Origin of the sequence: Roseomonas aerilata DSM 19363 (genome assembly GCF_000711725.1) — a bacterium.
GTDB classification, from domain to species: domain Bacteria; phylum Pseudomonadota; class Alphaproteobacteria; order Acetobacterales; family Acetobacteraceae; genus Roseomonas; species Roseomonas aerilata.
Window position 1 is genome coordinate 1 of record NZ_JONP01000014.1, and the last position, 15468, is coordinate 15468.

At 67.4% G+C, this 15468-nt stretch carries 28 protein-coding genes; all 28 read left to right on the plus strand.

Going from position 1 to position 15468, the window contains the following annotated elements:
• Position 1 precedes the first annotated feature (1 nt).
• The 28 genes from tuf to rplQ all read left to right on the plus strand — a co-directional run bounded on the left by tuf (position 2) and on the right by rplQ (position 15250).
• A complete protein-coding gene (gene tuf / locus BO39_RS16525) occupies positions 2-1189 on the plus strand; it encodes an elongation factor Tu (protein WP_043834338.1) in 1188 nt (395 codons plus the stop codon).
• A 1-nt stretch (position 1190) separates the two neighbouring features.
• The gene (gene rpsJ / locus BO39_RS16530; protein WP_043835383.1) at positions 1191-1505 is read left to right on the plus strand and encodes a 30S ribosomal protein S10; all 315 of its coding nucleotides are present in this window, start codon (positions 1191-1193) and stop codon (positions 1503-1505) included.
• 20 nt (positions 1506-1525) lie between these two features.
• Complete coding sequence (gene rplC / locus BO39_RS16535) at positions 1526-2212, plus strand: 50S ribosomal protein L3 (protein WP_043835385.1); 687 nt, start codon at positions 1526-1528, stop codon at positions 2210-2212.
• A 10-nt stretch (positions 2213-2222) separates the two neighbouring features.
• Positions 2223-2843, plus strand: a complete 621-nt coding sequence (gene rplD, locus BO39_RS16540; RefSeq protein ID WP_043835386.1) for a 50S ribosomal protein L4 — start codon at positions 2223-2225, stop codon at positions 2841-2843.
• 41 nt (positions 2844-2884) lie between these two features.
• Positions 2885-3166: a 50S ribosomal protein L23 gene (locus tag BO39_RS16545; RefSeq protein WP_043835639.1), complete on the plus strand. Its 282-nt coding sequence runs from the start codon at positions 2885-2887 to the stop codon at positions 3164-3166.
• Positions 3167-3169: 3 nt separating this feature from the next.
• Positions 3170-4006 carry a 50S ribosomal protein L2 gene (gene rplB / locus BO39_RS16550; protein WP_043835388.1) on the plus strand — a complete coding sequence of 279 codons (837 nt, stop codon included), beginning with the start codon at positions 3170-3172 and terminating at the stop codon, positions 4004-4006.
• Positions 4007-4011: 5 nt separating this feature from the next.
• On the plus strand, positions 4012-4290 hold the full coding sequence (rpsS, locus tag BO39_RS16555) for a 30S ribosomal protein S19 (RefSeq protein WP_043835390.1): 279 nt from the start codon (positions 4012-4014) through the stop codon (positions 4288-4290).
• 1 nt (position 4291) lies between these two features.
• Entirely contained in the window at positions 4292-4690 is a 399-nt protein-coding gene (gene rplV / locus BO39_RS16560) for a 50S ribosomal protein L22 (RefSeq protein WP_043835391.1), read from the plus strand.
• Position 4691: 1 nt separating this feature from the next.
• Positions 4692-5372 carry a 30S ribosomal protein S3 gene (gene rpsC / locus BO39_RS16565; RefSeq protein WP_043835393.1) on the plus strand — a complete coding sequence of 227 codons (681 nt, stop codon included), beginning with the start codon at positions 4692-4694 and terminating at the stop codon, positions 5370-5372.
• Positions 5373-5396: 24 nt separating this feature from the next.
• On the plus strand, positions 5397-5819 hold the full coding sequence (gene rplP, locus BO39_RS16570; protein WP_043835395.1) for a 50S ribosomal protein L16: 423 nt from the start codon (positions 5397-5399) through the stop codon (positions 5817-5819).
• A 3-nt stretch (positions 5820-5822) separates the two neighbouring features.
• A complete protein-coding gene (gene rpmC / locus BO39_RS16575) occupies positions 5823-6029 on the plus strand; it encodes a 50S ribosomal protein L29 (RefSeq protein WP_043835397.1) in 207 nt (68 codons plus the stop codon).
• A gap of 18 nt (positions 6030-6047) precedes the next feature.
• The gene (gene rpsQ, locus BO39_RS16580; protein ID WP_043835399.1) at positions 6048-6353 is read left to right on the plus strand and encodes a 30S ribosomal protein S17; all 306 of its coding nucleotides are present in this window, start codon (positions 6048-6050) and stop codon (positions 6351-6353) included.
• Complete coding sequence (rplN, locus tag BO39_RS16585) at positions 6350-6718, plus strand: 50S ribosomal protein L14 (protein ID WP_043835401.1); 369 nt, start codon at positions 6350-6352, stop codon at positions 6716-6718. The genes rpsQ and rplN overlap by 4 nt, the downstream gene beginning before the upstream one ends.
• Entirely contained in the window at positions 6718-7032 is a 315-nt protein-coding gene (rplX, locus tag BO39_RS16590; RefSeq protein ID WP_043835403.1) for a 50S ribosomal protein L24, read from the plus strand. Before rplN ends, rplX begins: the two co-directional genes overlap by 1 nt.
• Positions 7029-7616 carry a 50S ribosomal protein L5 gene (gene rplE, locus BO39_RS16595; protein ID WP_052402210.1) on the plus strand — a complete coding sequence of 196 codons (588 nt, stop codon included), beginning with the start codon at positions 7029-7031 and terminating at the stop codon, positions 7614-7616. Before rplX ends, rplE begins: the two co-directional genes overlap by 4 nt.
• A gap of 66 nt (positions 7617-7682) precedes the next feature.
• Positions 7683-7988: a 30S ribosomal protein S14 gene (gene rpsN / locus BO39_RS16600; protein WP_043835405.1), complete on the plus strand. Its 306-nt coding sequence runs from the start codon at positions 7683-7685 to the stop codon at positions 7986-7988.
• Positions 7989-8003: 15 nt separating this feature from the next.
• On the plus strand, positions 8004-8402 hold the full coding sequence (rpsH, locus tag BO39_RS16605) for a 30S ribosomal protein S8 (protein WP_043835406.1): 399 nt from the start codon (positions 8004-8006) through the stop codon (positions 8400-8402).
• A gap of 15 nt (positions 8403-8417) precedes the next feature.
• Complete coding sequence (gene rplF, locus BO39_RS16610; RefSeq protein WP_043835408.1) at positions 8418-8951, plus strand: 50S ribosomal protein L6; 534 nt, start codon at positions 8418-8420, stop codon at positions 8949-8951.
• Positions 8951-9313: a 50S ribosomal protein L18 gene (rplR, locus tag BO39_RS16615; RefSeq protein WP_043835410.1), complete on the plus strand. Its 363-nt coding sequence runs from the start codon at positions 8951-8953 to the stop codon at positions 9311-9313. Before rplF ends, rplR begins: the two co-directional genes overlap by 1 nt.
• A 12-nt stretch (positions 9314-9325) precedes the next feature.
• Positions 9326-9976, plus strand: coding sequence for a 30S ribosomal protein S5 (gene rpsE, locus BO39_RS16620; protein WP_043835413.1), 651 nt, complete (start codon positions 9326-9328; stop codon positions 9974-9976).
• Complete coding sequence (gene rpmD / locus BO39_RS16625) at positions 9969-10157, plus strand: 50S ribosomal protein L30 (protein WP_043835414.1); 189 nt, start codon at positions 9969-9971, stop codon at positions 10155-10157. The genes rpsE and rpmD overlap by 8 nt, the downstream gene beginning before the upstream one ends.
• A 3-nt stretch (positions 10158-10160) precedes the next feature.
• The gene (gene rplO, locus BO39_RS16630; RefSeq protein WP_043835416.1) at positions 10161-10649 is read left to right on the plus strand and encodes a 50S ribosomal protein L15; all 489 of its coding nucleotides are present in this window, start codon (positions 10161-10163) and stop codon (positions 10647-10649) included.
• A 95-nt stretch (positions 10650-10744) separates the two neighbouring features.
• Complete coding sequence (gene secY, locus BO39_RS16635; protein WP_043835418.1) at positions 10745-12130, plus strand: preprotein translocase subunit SecY; 1386 nt, start codon at positions 10745-10747, stop codon at positions 12128-12130.
• Positions 12127-12789 carry an adenylate kinase gene (locus BO39_RS16640; RefSeq protein WP_043835421.1) on the plus strand — a complete coding sequence of 221 codons (663 nt, stop codon included), beginning with the start codon at positions 12127-12129 and terminating at the stop codon, positions 12787-12789. The genes secY and BO39_RS16640 overlap by 4 nt, the downstream gene beginning before the upstream one ends.
• A 187-nt stretch (positions 12790-12976) precedes the next feature.
• Complete coding sequence (gene rpsM / locus BO39_RS16645; protein WP_043835423.1) at positions 12977-13354, plus strand: 30S ribosomal protein S13; 378 nt, start codon at positions 12977-12979, stop codon at positions 13352-13354.
• Between the two features lies 1 nt (position 13355).
• On the plus strand, positions 13356-13754 hold the full coding sequence (rpsK, locus tag BO39_RS16650) for a 30S ribosomal protein S11 (RefSeq protein ID WP_043835425.1): 399 nt from the start codon (positions 13356-13358) through the stop codon (positions 13752-13754).
• Between the two features lie 31 nt (positions 13755-13785).
• A complete protein-coding gene (locus BO39_RS16655) occupies positions 13786-14799 on the plus strand; it encodes a DNA-directed RNA polymerase subunit alpha (protein WP_043835428.1) in 1014 nt (337 codons plus the stop codon).
• Positions 14800-14824: 25 nt separating this feature from the next.
• Entirely contained in the window at positions 14825-15250 is a 426-nt protein-coding gene (rplQ, locus tag BO39_RS16660) for a 50S ribosomal protein L17 (protein ID WP_043835430.1), read from the plus strand.
• Positions 15251-15468: the final 218 nt, after the last annotated feature.

Sequence of the window (15468 nt, forward strand, 5' to 3'; positions counted from 1 at the left end):
CATGGGTAAGGCGAAGTTCGAGCGGACGAAGCCGCACTGCAACATTGGCACGATTGGCCATGTGGACCACGGCAAGACGTCCTTGACGGCGGCGATCACGAAGGTTCTGGCCAAGACGGGCGGTGCGTCGTTCACGGCGTACGACCAGATCGACAAGGCTCCCGAGGAGCGGGCTCGCGGGATCACGATCTCGACGGCGCACGTGGAGTACGAGACGGCGAACCGCCACTACGCGCACGTGGACTGCCCTGGCCACGCCGACTACGTGAAGAACATGATCACGGGCGCCGCGCAGATGGACGGCGCGATCCTGGTGGTGTCGGCGGCGGACGGCCCGATGCCGCAGACGCGCGAGCACATCCTGCTGGCGCGCCAGGTCGGCGTGCCGGCGCTGGTGGTGTTCCTGAACAAGGTGGACATGGCGGACCCCGACCTGCTGGAGCTGGTCGAGATGGAGGTTCGCGAGCTGCTGTCGTCCTACCAGTTCCCGGGCGACGACATTCCGATCATCCACGGCTCGGCGCTGATGGCGCTCGAGGACAAGCAGCCGGAGATCGGTGAGCAGGCGATCCTGAAGCTGATGGAGGCGGTGGACGCCTTCATTCCGCAGCCCGAGCGCGCGGTGGACCTGCCGTTCCTGATGCCGGTCGAGGACGTGTTCTCGATCTCGGGCCGCGGCACGGTGGTGACCGGTCGCGTTGAGCGCGGGATCATCAAGGTGGGCGAGGAGGTCGAGATCGTCGGCCTGAAGGACACCGTGAAGACGACGGTGACGGGCGTCGAGATGTTCCGCAAGCTGCTCGACAGCGGGATGGCGGGCGACAACATCGGGGCCCTGCTGCGCGGCACGAAGCGCGAGGACGTGGAGCGCGGGCAGGTTCTGTCCAAGCCCGGCGCGATCACGCCGCACACGCAGTTCAAGGCCGAGGCCTACATCCTGACGAAGGAGGAGGGCGGTCGCCACACGCCGTTCTTCACGAACTACCGGCCGCAGTTCTACTTCCGCACGACGGACGTGACGGGCGTGGTGCAGCTGCCCGAGGGCGTGGAGATGGTGATGCCGGGCGACAACGTCGCCATGACGGTGGAGCTGATCGCGCCGATCGCCATGGACCAGGGCCTGCGCTTCGCCATCCGCGAGGGCGGCCGCACCGTCGGCGCCGGCGTCGTCGCGAGCATCGAGAAGTAAGATGGCCGCCGACGCCCAGAACATCCGGATCCGCCTCAAGGCGTTCGATCACCGCGTGCTGGATGGCAGCACGCGGGAGATCGTGAACACCGCGAAGCGGACCGGTGCGCGGGTGCGGGGTCCTATCCCGCTGCCCACGCATATCGAGCGGTTCACCGTGAACCGTTCTCCGCACGTCGATAAGAAGTCGCGCGAGCAGTTCGAGATCCGGACTCATCGCCGCCTTCTCGACATCGTCGACCCCACCCCGCAGACCGTGGACGCGCTGATGAAGCTCGACCTCGCCTCGGGCGTGGATGTCGAAATCAAGATCTGAGTCTGAGGGGCGCATACACCATGGCCGCGAAAGATGGCCGCACTGGCCTGATCGCCCGGAAGCTGGGCATGTCCCGGCTCTTCAACGACGACGGCTCCACCGTGCCGGTGACGCTGCTGCACGTGGATGACGTTCGCGTCGTGGCGGTGCGCTCCGCCGACAAGGACGGCTACACCGCCGTGCAGCTGGGCGCGGGGCATGCGAAGGCGAAGAACGTCTCCAAGCCGAACAAGGCCCACTTCGCCAAGTCCGGCGTCGAGGCGCCGATGAAGGTGGTGGAGTTCCGCACGGCCGAGGACGCGGTGCTGGAGGCGGGCGCCAAGCTCTCCCCTGCGCACTTCGTCAAGGGCCAGAAGATCGACGTCACCGGCGTGACGAAGGGCAAGGGCTTCGCCGGCGCGATGAAGCGCTGGAACTTCCGTGGCCTCGAGGCGTCACACGGCGTGTCGATCAGCCACCGTTCGCACGGCTCGACCGGTAACCGTCAGGATCCGGGCAAGGTCTTCAAGAACAAGAAGATGGCTGGCCATCTCGGTGTCGAGCGTGTGACCACCCAGAACCTGGAAGTGGCCGGCGTCGATGTTGAGCGCGGCATCCTCTTCATCAAGGGCGCCGTTCCGGGCGCCGCCAATGGCTGGGTCATGGTGCGCGACGCCGTGAAGCGGAAGCGTCACGCCGACGCGCCGTACCCGACGGCCGCGGCCTGAGGATCGAGCGATGCAGATCAAGGTCATCACCCTCGATAACGCCGAGGCCGGCGAGATCGAGCTCCCGAACGAGGTCTTCGGGGCCCAGCCGCGCGCCGACATTATGGCGCGCGTGGTTCACTGGCAGCTCGCCAAGCGCCGTGCCGGCACCCACAAGGTGAAGGGCATGGGCGAGGTGTCGGGCACGACGAAGAAGCCCTATCGCCAGAAGGGCACCGGCAATGCTCGTCAGGGCTCGCTTCGCGCGCCGCAGTTCCGCACCGGTGGTGTGGTCCACGGCCCGGTCGTGCGCAGCCACGAGTACAGCCTGCCGAAGAAGGTCCGCCGCCTGGGCCTGATCAGCGCCCTCAGCCAGAAGGCTGCCGAGGGCAAGCTCTTCATCCTCGACGCGGCCGCTCCGGGCGAGAGCGCGAAGACGAAGACGCTTGCGGCTCAGCTCAAGGCGCTCGGCTGGACCAGCGCCCTGGTGTTCGATGCGACCCCGGACGAGGGCCTGGTGCGCGCCGCGCGCAACCTGCCGAAGTTCCAGGTGATGCCGACGGTGGGCGCCAACGTCTATGACATCCTCCACCACGACGTGCTCGCGGTCACGCGGGCGGGCGTCGAGGCCCTGAAGGAGCGCCTGTCGTGAGCGGCACGCAGACCAAGAAGCCGGTCGTCACGCCCGAGCGGATGTACCAGCTGATCGTTGCCCCGGTGATCACCGAGAAGGCGACCGTCCTGAACGAGACCGGGCAGGTCACCTTCAAGGTGACGCTCGACGCCACGAAGCCTGAGATCAAGGCCGCCGTCGAGACGCTGTTCGGCGTGAACGTCACCGCTGTCAACACGGTGGTGGTGAAGGGCAAGTCCAAGCGGTTCCGCGGCCGTCCCGGCCAGCGCTCCGATTGGAAGAAGGCGATCGTCAGCCTGGCCGAGGGCCAGAGCATCGATCTGACGACGGGGCTCGCGTAAGCCATGGCGCTCAAGCAATTCAAGCCGGTCACGCCGAGCCTCCGCGGCACGGTGCTGGTCAACAAGTCCGAGCTTTGGAAGGGCAAGCCGGTCAAGCAGCTGACGGAGGGCAAGAGCCACTCCGGCGGCCGCAACAACCACGGCCGTACCACCGTTCGGTTCCGTGGCGGCGGACACAAGCAGTCCTACCGCTACGTCGACTTCAAGCGCCGCACGAAGTTCAACGTGCCGGCGACGGTCGAGCGGCTGGAGTACGATCCGAACCGCACGGCCTGGATCGCCCTCCTCAAGTATGAGGACGGCGAGCTCGCCTACATCATCGCGCCGCAGCGCCTCAAGGCGGGTGACCAGGTGATCGCCGGTGAGCGCGTGGATATCAAGCCCGGCAACGCTATGCCGCTGGCCTCCATCCCCGTTGGCACGATCGTCCACGCGCTGGAGATGAAGCCCGGCGCCGGCGCGAAGATCGCCCGTTCGGCCGGAACCTACTGCCAGCTGGTTGGCAAGGATGCCGGCTATGCCCAGGTAAAGCTGATGTCTGGCGAGGTGCGGCTCCTCCGCGCCGAGTGCCTGGCGACGATCGGTGCGGTGTCGAACCCGGACAATTCCAACCAGCAGCTCGGCAAGGCCGGGCGCCGCCGGTGGATGGGCTTCCGTCCGCATAACCGCGGTGTCGTCATGAACCCGGTCGATCACCCGCACGGTGGTGGTGAGGGCCGGACCTCGGGCGGCCGTCATCCGGTCACCCCCTGGGGCAAGCCGACCAAGGGTTACAAGACCCGCACCAACAAGCGCACGGACCGTCTCATCGTCCGTCGCCGCACTGCGAAGAAGGGCTGACCGCGATGTCGCGCAGCGTATGGAAGGGGCCGTTCGTCGACGGCTACCTGCTGAACAAGGCGGAGACGGCGCGGAACTCCGGCCGGAACGAGATCATCAAGATCTGGTCCCGCCGCAGCACCATCCTTCCGCAGTTCGTTGGGCTGGTCTTCGGCGTCTACAACGGCAAGAAGTTCATCCCCGTCCAGGTGTCCGAGAACATGGTGGGCCATAAGTTCGGCGAGTTCTCGCCGACGCGCACCTTCACCGGCCACTCGTCGGACAAGAAGGCGAAGCGGGGCTGAGATGAGCAAGCCGAAGCACGAGCGCAGCCTCGCCGACAGCGAGGCCCAGGCCGTCACCCGGAACATCCGGGTGTCGCCGCGCAAGCTGAACCTCGCGGCCGGCCTCATCCGCGGCCGCCGCGCCCAGGATGCTGTCGCCACGCTGACCTTCAGCAAGCGCCGCATCTCAGACACGGTGAAGAAGACGCTCGAGAGCGCCATCGCCAACGCCGAGAACAACCACAGCCTCGATGTCGACAAGCTGGTGGTCTCGCGCGTCGAGGTGGGCCGTTCGATCGTCATGAAGCGCTTCCAGGCGCGTGGTCGCGGCAAGGCGGCGCGCGTCGAGAAGTGGTTCAGCCACCTGAAGATCGTCGTCGCCGAGCAGCAGCCGGCGCCGGTGGCCGAGGAGGCCGCGTAAGATGGGTCACAAAGTCAATCCGATCGGGCTCCGGCTCGGCATCAACCGCACCTGGGACAGCCGCTGGTACGCCGGCGACGCCGACTATGCCGGCCTGCTCCATGACGACCTGAAGCTGCGCCGCACGCTGCGCGACCGCCTCAAGGGCGCGGGCGTGGCCAAGGTGGTGATCGAGCGTCCGGCCAAGAAGCCGCGGGTGACGATCCACGCCGCCCGCCCGGGCGTCGTGATCGGCAAGAAGGGCGCGGACATCGAGCAGCTCCGCAAGGACCTGGCGAAGATGGCCGGGGCGGAGGTCTCGCTGAACATCGTCGAGATCCGCAAGCCCGAGCTGGACGCCACCCTGGTGGCCGAGAGCATCGCGCAGCAGCTCGAGCGCCGCGTGGCCTTCCGCCGCGCGATGAAGCGTGCGGTTCAGTCGGCCATGCGCCTCGGTGCCGGCGGCATCCGCATCAACTGCGGCGGGCGCCTGGGCGGGGCGGAGATCGCCCGCATGGAGTGGTACCGCGAGGGTCGTGTGCCCCTGCACACGCTCCGCGCCGACATCGACTTCGGGGTCGCGACCGCGAAGACCACCTATGGCACCTGCGGCGTGAAGGTCTGGATCTTCAAGGGCGAGGTCCTTGGCCATGACCCGATGGCCCAGGATAAGCGCGCCGCCGAGCAGGCGCCGCAGCGCTGAGCGACGGACTGAGGAACACGCAACATGTTGTCGCCGAAGCGCACGACGTATCGAAAGGCCCATAAGGGCCGCATCAAGGGCAACGCTAAGGGTGGGTTCACGCTCTCCTTCGGCGGCTATGGCCTGAAGGCGCTTGAGCCGGAGCGGGTGACCGCCCGGCAGATCGAGGCGGCCCGCCGCGCGATCACCCGCGCGATGAAGCGCCAGGGGCGCGTGTGGATCCGGATCTTCCCGGATGTGCCCGTCTCCTCCAAGCCGGCCGAGGTTCGCATGGGCTCGGGCAAGGGCGCGCCCGAGTTCTGGGTGGTCCGGATCAAGCCGGGCCGCATCATGTTCGAGATCGACGGCGTCAGCCAGGAGACCGCGCGCGAGGCGCTGGCCCTGGGTGCTGCGAAGCTGCCGATCAAGACGAAGGTCGTGGCCCGTCTGGGCGCGGCGGAGGCCTGATCGATGACGAAGATCGCGGATGTCCGCGCCAAGACCGCGGACGAGCTGAAGACCATGCTGCTCGACCTCCGGAAGGAGCAGTTCAACCTGCGCTTCCAGCGGGCGACCGGCCAGTTGGAGGCCGTGGGGCGTATCCGGGCTGTGCGCCGGGACATTGCCCGTGTTAAGACCGTGCTGGGCCAGCAGGCCCGCACATCCCAGAAGTCCTGAGAGAGGAGACCGCGGCACATGCCGAAGCGCGTCCTCACCGGGCGGGTAACGAGCGACAAGCAGGACAAGACCGTCACGGTCCTGGTCGAGCGTCGCATCATGCACCCGCTCTACAAGAAGTTCATCCGGCGCTCGAAGAAGTACGCCGCGCATGACGACACCAACCTGTGCCGCGAGGGCGACACGGTCTCCATTGAGGAGTGCCGTCCGATCTCCAAGCGCAAGTCCTGGCTCGTGGTCCAGCGCAACGGCGAGGCGGTTGCCCGCCCGGCCGCCTATGAGCTGCTCGAGAACATCGTGCTGCCCGAGGAGCAGGGCGCATGATCCAGGTCGAATCCAACCTCGACGTCGCCGATAACTCCGGTGCGCGCAAGGTGCAGTGCATCAAGGTGCTCGGCGGCTCCAAGCGGAAGACGGCCTCGGTCGGCGACATCATCGTCGTCTCGATCAAGGACGCCATTCCCCGCGCCAAGGTGAAGAAGGGCGAGGTCCACCGGGCCGTGATCGTCCGCACCGCTTATCCCGTGCGCCGGGTTGATGGCACCGCCATCCGCTTCGACAACAACGCGGCCGTTCTGATCAACAAGCAGAACGAGCCGATCGGGACCCGCATCTTCGGGCCGGTCGTTCGCGAGCTGCGCGCCCGGAAGTACATGAAGATCATCTCCCTGGCTCCGGAGGTGCTGTGATGGCTGCGAAGATCCGCAAGGGCGATCGCGTTCAGGTCCTCACCGGCAAGGACAAGGGCAAGCGCGGCGAGGTGCTGTCCGTCTCCCCGGAGACGAACCGCGCCGTCGTGCAGGGCGTGAACATGGTCAAGCGCCACACGAAGCCGCAGGGCATGAACCAGCCCGGCGGCATCCAGGAGAAGGAGGCGTCCATCGACCTCTCCAACCTGGCGGTGATCGACCCGAAGAGCGACAAGCCGACCCGCGTCGGCTTCCGCATGGACGGTGACAAGAAGGTCCGGGTGGCGAAGGCCTCCGGCGAGGTGATCGCATGAGCGACACGCAGGAGAAGGTCCGCGGCGAGAACGTCGCGGGCGAGCAGCCCCGCCTGCAGCAGGAATACTTCGCCTCGATCCGTCAGGCGCTGATCGAGGAATTCGGCTACAAGAACCCGATGGAGGTTCCGAAGCTGGAGAAGATCGTGATCAACATGGGCGTCGGCGAAGCCGCGGGCGACCAGAAGAAGCTCGACGCCGCCGTCGCGGAGCTGACCGTCATCGCCGGTCAGAAGCCCGTCAAGACGAAGGCGAAGAAGGCGATCGCCGGCTTCAAAATCCGCGAGGGCCAGGCCATCGGCACGAAGGTGACGCTGCGGCGCGCCCGGATGTACGAGTTCCTGGACCGGCTGGTCACCATCGCGCTGCCGCGCGTCCGCGACTTCCGTGGCATTTCGGGCAAGGGCTTCGACGGCCGTGGCAACTACGCCATGGGCCTGAAGGAGCAGATCATCTTCCCGGAGATCGCCTACGACAAGGTCGAGGCCATCCGCGGCATGGACATCGTTTTCGTCACGACGGCGAAGACGGACAAGGAAGCGAAGGCCCTGCTGAAGGGCTTCCGGCTTCCCTTCGTCAACTAGTCTTGGAAAACCACCGGGCCGGCGCACTTCGCCGGGTCCGGACAGGTTCCGGAGGATACTGATCGAATGGCAAAGACTTCGTCAGTCGAGAAGAACAACAGGCGCAAGCACCTCTCGTCCGCTCATGCGGCCAAGCGGGCTGCTCTGAAGAAGGTCGTGATGAACCGCGAGCTGCCGGTGGAGGATCGCTTCGAGGCGACCCTGAAGCTGGCGCAGCTGCCGCGCAACGGGGCGAAGGTCCGCGTGCGCCTGCGCTGCGAGCTGACCGGTCGTCCCCGCGGCAACTATCGCAAGTTCCAGCTCAGCCGGAACATGCTGCGGGATCTCGCGTCCAGCGGTCAGATTCCCGGCCTCACCAAGGCCTCGTGGTAAGGGAGGAGAGCACAAATGCAGCTTTCCGATCCGCTGGGTGACATGCTCACCCGCATTCGCAACGGCCTCCGCGCGCGTCAGTCTCGCGTGGTCTCGCCGGCCTCCCGCCTGCGCTCCGACGTCCTCGACGTCCTGAAGCGCGAGGGCTACATCCGCGGCTACCGCGGCGAAGAGCTTCGTCCCGGCATCAAGGTGCTTGAGATCGAGCTCAAGTACGCCGAGGGGGAGCCCGCCATCAAGGAGATCACCCGCGTGTCCAAGCCGGGCCGCCGGGTCTACTCCAAGATCAAGGAACTGCCGAAGATCTACAACGGTCTCGGCATCTCCATCCTCTCCACGCCCCGCGGGGTGATGAGCGACCTCGAGGCCCGCGCTGCCAATGTCGGCGGCGAAGTCCTCTGCCGCGTGTTCTGACGGAGGGCAGGGAACATGTCTCGCGTCGGTAAGTATCCGGTGAAGGTTCCTTCGGGCGTGACCGTCACGCTCGAGGCGGGCACGGTCGTGGCGAAGGGCAAGCTCGGCGAGCTGCGCCTTCCGGTCACGGAGAAGGTGGACGTCACCATCGAGAACGGCGAAGTCGCCGTGGCGCCCCGCGGCGATGACCGCGCGGCCCGCACGATGTGGGGCACCACGCGCTCCCTCATCAACAGCATGGTCACGGGCGTCTCCACGGGCTTCACGAAGTCCATGGAGATCACGGGCACCGGTTATCGCGCGGCAGTGCAGGGGAAGGAGCTTGTCCTGAACCTCGGCTACAGCCACGAGATCCGCTACGCGATCCCCGAGGGCATCAAGATCACGACCGAGCGCCCGACGGCCATCAAGGTCGAGGGTGCCGACAAGCAGCGCGTCGGCCAGGTTGCGGCGGAGATCCGGGCGTATCGCGGTCCCGAGCCCTACAAGGGCAAGGGCATCAAGTACGATAACGAGACGATCCTCCGGAAGGAGGGTAAGAAGAAGTAATGTCGAACAAGCTCGCACTGACGCAGCGTCGCCGTTCGCGCACGCGCTACCAGATCAAGCTAAAGGGCGCGGGGCGCGTGCGCCTCTCCGTCCACCGCTCCGGCCGCCACATCTACGCCCAGGTGATCGACGACAAGGCGGGCCGCACGCTCGCCGCCGCGTCCACCCTGGAGAAGACGGTCCGCGAGGCCGGCCGTACGGGCGCCGACCTCGACGCGGCGTCGGCCATCGGCAAGCTGGTGGCCGAGCGCGCGCTCGCAGCCGGCGTGACCGAGGTGGTCTTCGACCGCGGTCCCTATATCTATCATGGCCGGGTCAAGGCCCTGGCGGACGGCGCCCGTGAGGGCGGGCTGTCGTTCTGAGGAGCCGATAGAATGGCATACGCACCGCGTTCCAACGCGCCGCGTCCGGGTGGCGAGGGCGGCGACGCCGACCGCCGCCGCGGCCGTGGCCGCCGCGACGACAACCGCGACAACCGTGGCGCCGATCGCGAGAATGACGAGTTCAAGGACAAGCTCGTCACCATCAACCGCGTCGCCAAGGTGGTGAAGGGCGGCCGTCGCTTCTCCTTCGCCGCCCTGGTCGTGGTCGGTGACGAGAAGGGCCGCGTGGGCTGGGGCGCCGGCAAGGCGCGCGAGGTCCCGGAGGCGATCCGCAAGGCGACGGAGCGGGCCAAGCGCGGCCTCATCCGGGTGCCGATGCGCGAGGGCCGCACGCTGCACCACGACGTGATCGGCGAGTTCGGCGCCGGCCGCGTGATCCTGCGGGCGGCGCCCGCCGGCACCGGCATCATCGCCGGCGGCCCGATGCGCGCCGTCTTCGAGGTGCTGGGCATGGGCGACGTCGTCGCGAAGTGCACGGGCACCACGAACCCGCACAACATGGTCAAGGCGACCTTTGCCGGCCTCGCCCGCTGCACCTCCCCCCGGGCGGTTGCGGCCCGGCGCGGCAAGAAGGTGGCCGACCTGCTCCCCAACCCGCCCCGCGGCGGTGCGGAGACGACGGCGGAGGCCGCCAATGTCTGAGACGACGAAGCAGACCGTGAAGGTGACCCAGACCGGGTCGCCGATCGGCCGCAAGCCCGGCCAGCGCGAGACGCTGATCGGCCTCGGGCTGAACAAGATGAACCGGTCGCGTGAGCTCGAGGACACCCCTGCCGTGCGGGGGATGATCCGCAAGGTCGCGCACCTGGTGAAGGTGGGCTGAACCATGAAGCTCAATGAACTGCGCGACAACGAGGGCGCCCGCCCGAAGTTCAAGCGCGTCGGCCGGGGCATCGGCTCCGGCAAGGGCAAGACCAGCGGGCGCGGCGTCAAGGGCCAGAAGGCCCGTACGGGCGTCTCGCTCAACGGCTTCGAGGGTGGTCAGCTTCCGCTGTACCGCCGCCTGCCGAAGCGCGGCTTCAAGAACATCTTCCGCATCGAGTACGCCGTGATCAACGTCGGCACGATCGAGAAGGCGCTTGAGGCCGGTGTCCTCCCGGCCGGTGAGACGGTCGATGAGGCGGCGCTGGTGAAGGCCGGGCTGGTTCGCGTCGGCAAGAAGGCGGGCGTCCGCCTGCTGGCGAAGGGCGCGATCAGCCGCCCGGTCACCATCTCCGTGGCCGGTGCCTCTGCGGCGGCCGTTCAGGCGGTTCAAGCCGCTGGTGGCAGCGTCACCGTGCGCGAGGCTGCGACCGAGGAAGCGCCGGCTGCTTGATGCCGGTGGCTGGCGCCGCTAACTGATCATTGGACCTTTCTGCGGCGCCGCGGGTAAAATCCGCCGGCGCCGCAGTCGTAAGAGAGGGCATTCCCATGGCGTCCGCCGCCGAGCAGCTCGCGGCCAATCTCAACCTCGGCGTGCTCTCGCGAGCGACCGAGCTGAAGAGCAGGCTCTGGTTCACCCTGGGCGCCCTGCTGGTCTACCGCTTGGGCACCTACATCCCCGTTCCGGGCGTGGATGCGGCCGTCATGGCCGAGATCCTATCTCAGCACGGCGGCGGCATCCTCGGGATGTTCGACATGTTCACCGGCGGCGCGCTCGGTCGGATGACCGTCTTCGCCCTGAACATCATGCCCTACATCTCGGCGTCGATCATCGTGCAGCTGATGTCGGCCGCCATCCCCTCCTGGGAGGCCCTCAAGAAGGAGGGCGAGTCCGGGCGGAAGAAGCTCAACCAGTACACCCGCTACCTGACCGTCGTGATCGCCTTCTTCCAGGCCTACGGTCTTGCGATCGGGCTGGAGGGCATGCGCGGCAACTTCGGGGCGGCGGTGCTCGATCCAGGCCTGTTCTTCCGTGTCTCCTGCATCACCACGCTCGTCGGCGGAACGATGTTCCTGATGTGGCTGGGCGAGCAGATTACGGCCCGGGGGGTCGGCAACGGCATCTCGCTGATCATCTTCGCGGGCATCGTGGCCAACCTGCCGCACGCGCTAGTTTCCACCCTGGAGTTGGGCCGGACGGGGGCCCTCAGCCCCTTCTTCATTCTCTTCTTCCTGCTCCTGGCACTCGCCGTCATCGCCTTCGTGGTCTTCATGGAGCGCGCCCAGCGAAAGATCCCGGTGCAGTACCCCAAGCGCCAGGTCGGCAACCGCATGTTCGGCGGTGATTCGACGCACCTGCCGCTGAAGCTCAACACGGCCGGCGTCATTCCCCCGATCTTCGCCTCCTCGCTGCTCCTGCTGCCGGCGACCTTCTCGGGCTTTGCGGCGAACCAGGGGGAGGACACCTGGGTGACGCGCATGGCGGCGCTGCTGGCCCATGGCCAGCCGCTCTACATGGGCCTCTATGTCGCCCTGATCATCTTCTTTGCCTTCTTCTACACGGCGGTCGTGTTCAACCCGCAGGAGACGGCCGACAACCTCAAAAAGTACGGCGGCTTCGTGCCGGGCATCCGCCCCGGCGCCTCGACGGCCGAGTATTTCGACCGCGTTCTCAGCCGGCTGACGCTGGTGGGGGCGATTTACCTCTGCATTGTCTGCCTCCTGCCGGAGTTCCTGATCAGCCAGTACGGCGTGCCGTTCTACTTCGGTGGCACGAGCCTGCTGATCATTGTCTCCGTGACGATGGACACGGTGGCCCAGGTGCAGTCCCATCTCTTCGCCCACCAGTACGAGGGGCTGATTCGCAAGTCCCGCGTCGGCGGGCGCGGCGGTCCTGCCCCCGTTACCCCCCGCGGAGGAAGCCTGCGCCGATGAACCTGATCCTCCTGGGCCCGCCTGGGGCCGGTAAGGGCACCCAGGCCAAGACCCTCCAGGACCGCTACGGCATCGCGCAGATTTCCACGGGCGACATGCTCCGGGCCGAGGTTAAGTCCGGCTCGGCCATCGGCAACGAGGCGCGCGCGATCATGGAGCGCGGTGACCTCGTACCGGATGCCATCATCACCGCCATGCTGGCGCTGCGGGTGCAGAAGCCCGACTGCGCCGGCGGCTTCATCCTCGACGGCTTCCCCCGCACGGTGCCACAGGCCGAGGCGCTGGACGTGATGCTCGGCGAAATGGGCCTCGCGCTGAACCACGTGATCGAGCTCCAGGTGGACGACGCCGCCCTGGTGGAGCGCATCGCCGGTCGCTTCACCTGTGCCTCCTGTGGCACCGGCTACCACGACCGCTTTAAGCCGACCCAGCAGGCCGGCGTCTGCGATGTCTGCGGAAGCCACGAGTTCATCCGGCGCGCCGACGACAAGGCCGAGACGGTGGCCGCCCGGCTGGACGCCTATCATCGCCAGACCGCGCCGCTGCTTCCCTATTACCAGGCGCAGGGCAAGCTGCACCACGTCGACGGCATGGCCGATATGGGCAGTGTCGCCAAGCAGCTCGCGGCTATTCTCGATGCTCCCGCAAGCATTGCTTGACTCAGCGGGGCCGGGCGCCTAAATCGCCCGTCTTCGCGGCCGGCCCCATTTGGCCGCGATCCCGCTTGCACGGACGGTCCCCGTCCTCCACCGATTGGTCCTGCCGCCGCCGCGGTCGGGCCAGGATCACCTCGCCGGGCGGCCTCGCCGACCGGCCCGAACGGAGCGAACGCTCCAGGAGAGCACCGTGGCGCGTATCGCCGGCGTGAACATCCCCGACAACAAGCGCGTGCTGATCTCGCTGCGCTACATCTATGGCATCGGCCCGAAGAATGCGGCCGCCATCTGCGAGAAGCTCGGTATCCCGGCGGAGCGCCGCGTGAACCAGCTCTCCGAGGATGAGCTGCTTCGCCTGCGCGCGACGCTGGACAACGACTACCGCGTCGAAGGTGACCTCCGGCGCGAGGTCGCGATGAACATCAAGCGGCTGATGGACATGGCCTGCTACCGTGGCCTGCGCCATCGTCGCGGCCTGCCGGTGCGCGGCCAGCGTACCCACACGAACGCCCGCACCCGCAAGGGCAAGGCCGTCGCGATCGCCGGCAAGAAGAAGGTGACGAAGTAAGATGGCGCGTCAGCCGAACGCCGGGTCCCGCCCGCGCAAGAAGGAACGGAAGAACATCTCTTCCGGCGTGGCTCACGTCCTCGCCTCCTTCAACAACACGATCGTCACGATCACCGACAGCCAGGGCAACGCGATCGCCTGGTCGTCCTCGGGCTCCCAGGGCTTCAAGGGCAGCCGCAAGTCCACGCCCTACGCCGCCCAGGTGGCCGCCGAGGACGCGGGCAAGAAGGCTCGCGAGCACGGCATGGAGACGCTCGAGATCATGGTCTCGGGCCCCGGTTCGGGCCGTGAGAGCGCGCTACGCGCTCTGCAGGCCGTCGGCTTCTACGTGACGGCCATCAAGGACGTGACGCCCATCCCGCACAACGGCTGCCGCCCCCGCAAGCGCCGCCGGGTCTGAGAGGGAGGGTATCACCACCATGAGTGGCGCGATGGATCGCAACTGGCGTTCCCTGATCAAGCCCGAGCGTCTCGACGTGGAGGGGGGCAACGACCCCTCCCGCACTGCGACCATCGTGGCGGAGCCGCTGGAGCGCGGCTTCGGCATGACGCTCGGCAACGCGCTGCGCCGCATCCTGCTGTCCTCTCTCCAGGGGGCGGCGGTCACGGCCGTGCAGATCGAGGGCGCGCTGCATGAATTCAGCAGCCTCCCCGGCGTCCGCGAGGACGTCACCGACATCGTCCTGAACATCAAGCGCCTAGCCATCCGCATGCAGGGCGAGGGTAGCAAGCGCCTCTCGCTCACGGCGACGGGCCCGGGCGAGGTGACGGCGGGCCAGATCCAGGTGTCCGGCGACATCGAGATCGCCAACCCGGAACTCGTCATCTGCACCCTCGACGACGGCGCGAAGCTCAACGCCGAGCTGACCGTCGCGACGGGCAAGGGCTATGTCCCCGCCTCCGAGAACCGCCCCGAGGACGCGCCGATTGGCCTGATCCCCGTGGACGCCATCTACTCGCCCGTCCGCCGCGTGGCCTACCGCGTGGAGCCGACCCGCGTCGGCCAGCGCACGGACTACGACAAGCTGGTGCTGACGGTTGAGACGGACGGCACGGTCACGCCGGATGACGCGGTGGCGCTCGCCGCACGCATCCTGCAGGACCAGCTGCAGCTCTTCATCAACTTCGACGAGCCGCGCGAGGCGCGGGCCGCCGAGGTCGAGGACGACCTGCCGTTCAATCGCAACCTGCTCCGCAAGGTGGACGAGCTCGAGCTCTCCGTCCGCTCGGCGAACTGCCTGAAGAACGACAACATCGTCTACATCGGTGATCTCGTTCAGAAGTCCGAGCAGGAGATGCTGCGCACGCCGAATTTCGGCCGCAAGTCGCTGAACGAGATCAAGGAGGTTCTCACCTCCATGGGCCTCGGCCTCGGCATGAACGTCCCCGGCTGGCCGCCGGAAAACATCGAAGATCTGGCGCGGAAGGTGGACGAGCCGTTCTGACGGCCGTCCGGGAAAGGTAGAGACAATGCGTCACGGAATGGCCGGGCGGAAGCTTAACGTCACCTCCGCCCACCGGATCTCCATGTTCCGGAACATGGCGACCAGCCTGCTCAAGCACGAGCAGATCACCACCACACTGCCGAAGGCCAAGGAGCTGCGCCCCTACGTGGAGCGCATCATCACCCTCGGCAAGCGCGGTGACCTGCACGCCCGCCGCCAGGCGGCCGCGCAGATCCGCGACGAGGCGGTGGTCCGCAAGCTGTTCGACACGCTGGCGCCGCGCTACGCGGCCCGCACCGGCGGCTACACCCGCGTGCTCCGCGCCGGCATCCGCTACGGCGATGCCGCGCAGATGGCGGTGATCGAGCTGATCGAGCGCGACGTGGCCGCCAAGGGCCTCGACAGCGGCCCGCGGCCTGAGGTGGCTGAGGAAGAGACCGCCGAGGCGTGAACACGCCTCCACGGAAGATCGGTAGGAGGGCGGGTGGGCAACCACTCGCCCTCTTCCTTTTGGCGCTGCTCATCGGACCGGCGCTGGCCCAGCCTGATCGCGCTCCCTCTGCCCTTGAACTTGCCGGGCAACCCGTCCCGGCCCTTGCAGCCCATCCGGATGTCACAGTCCTGCTGCGCTCCGTCGCGCGCGGGCGCCAGACCTACGTGCTCCGCCAT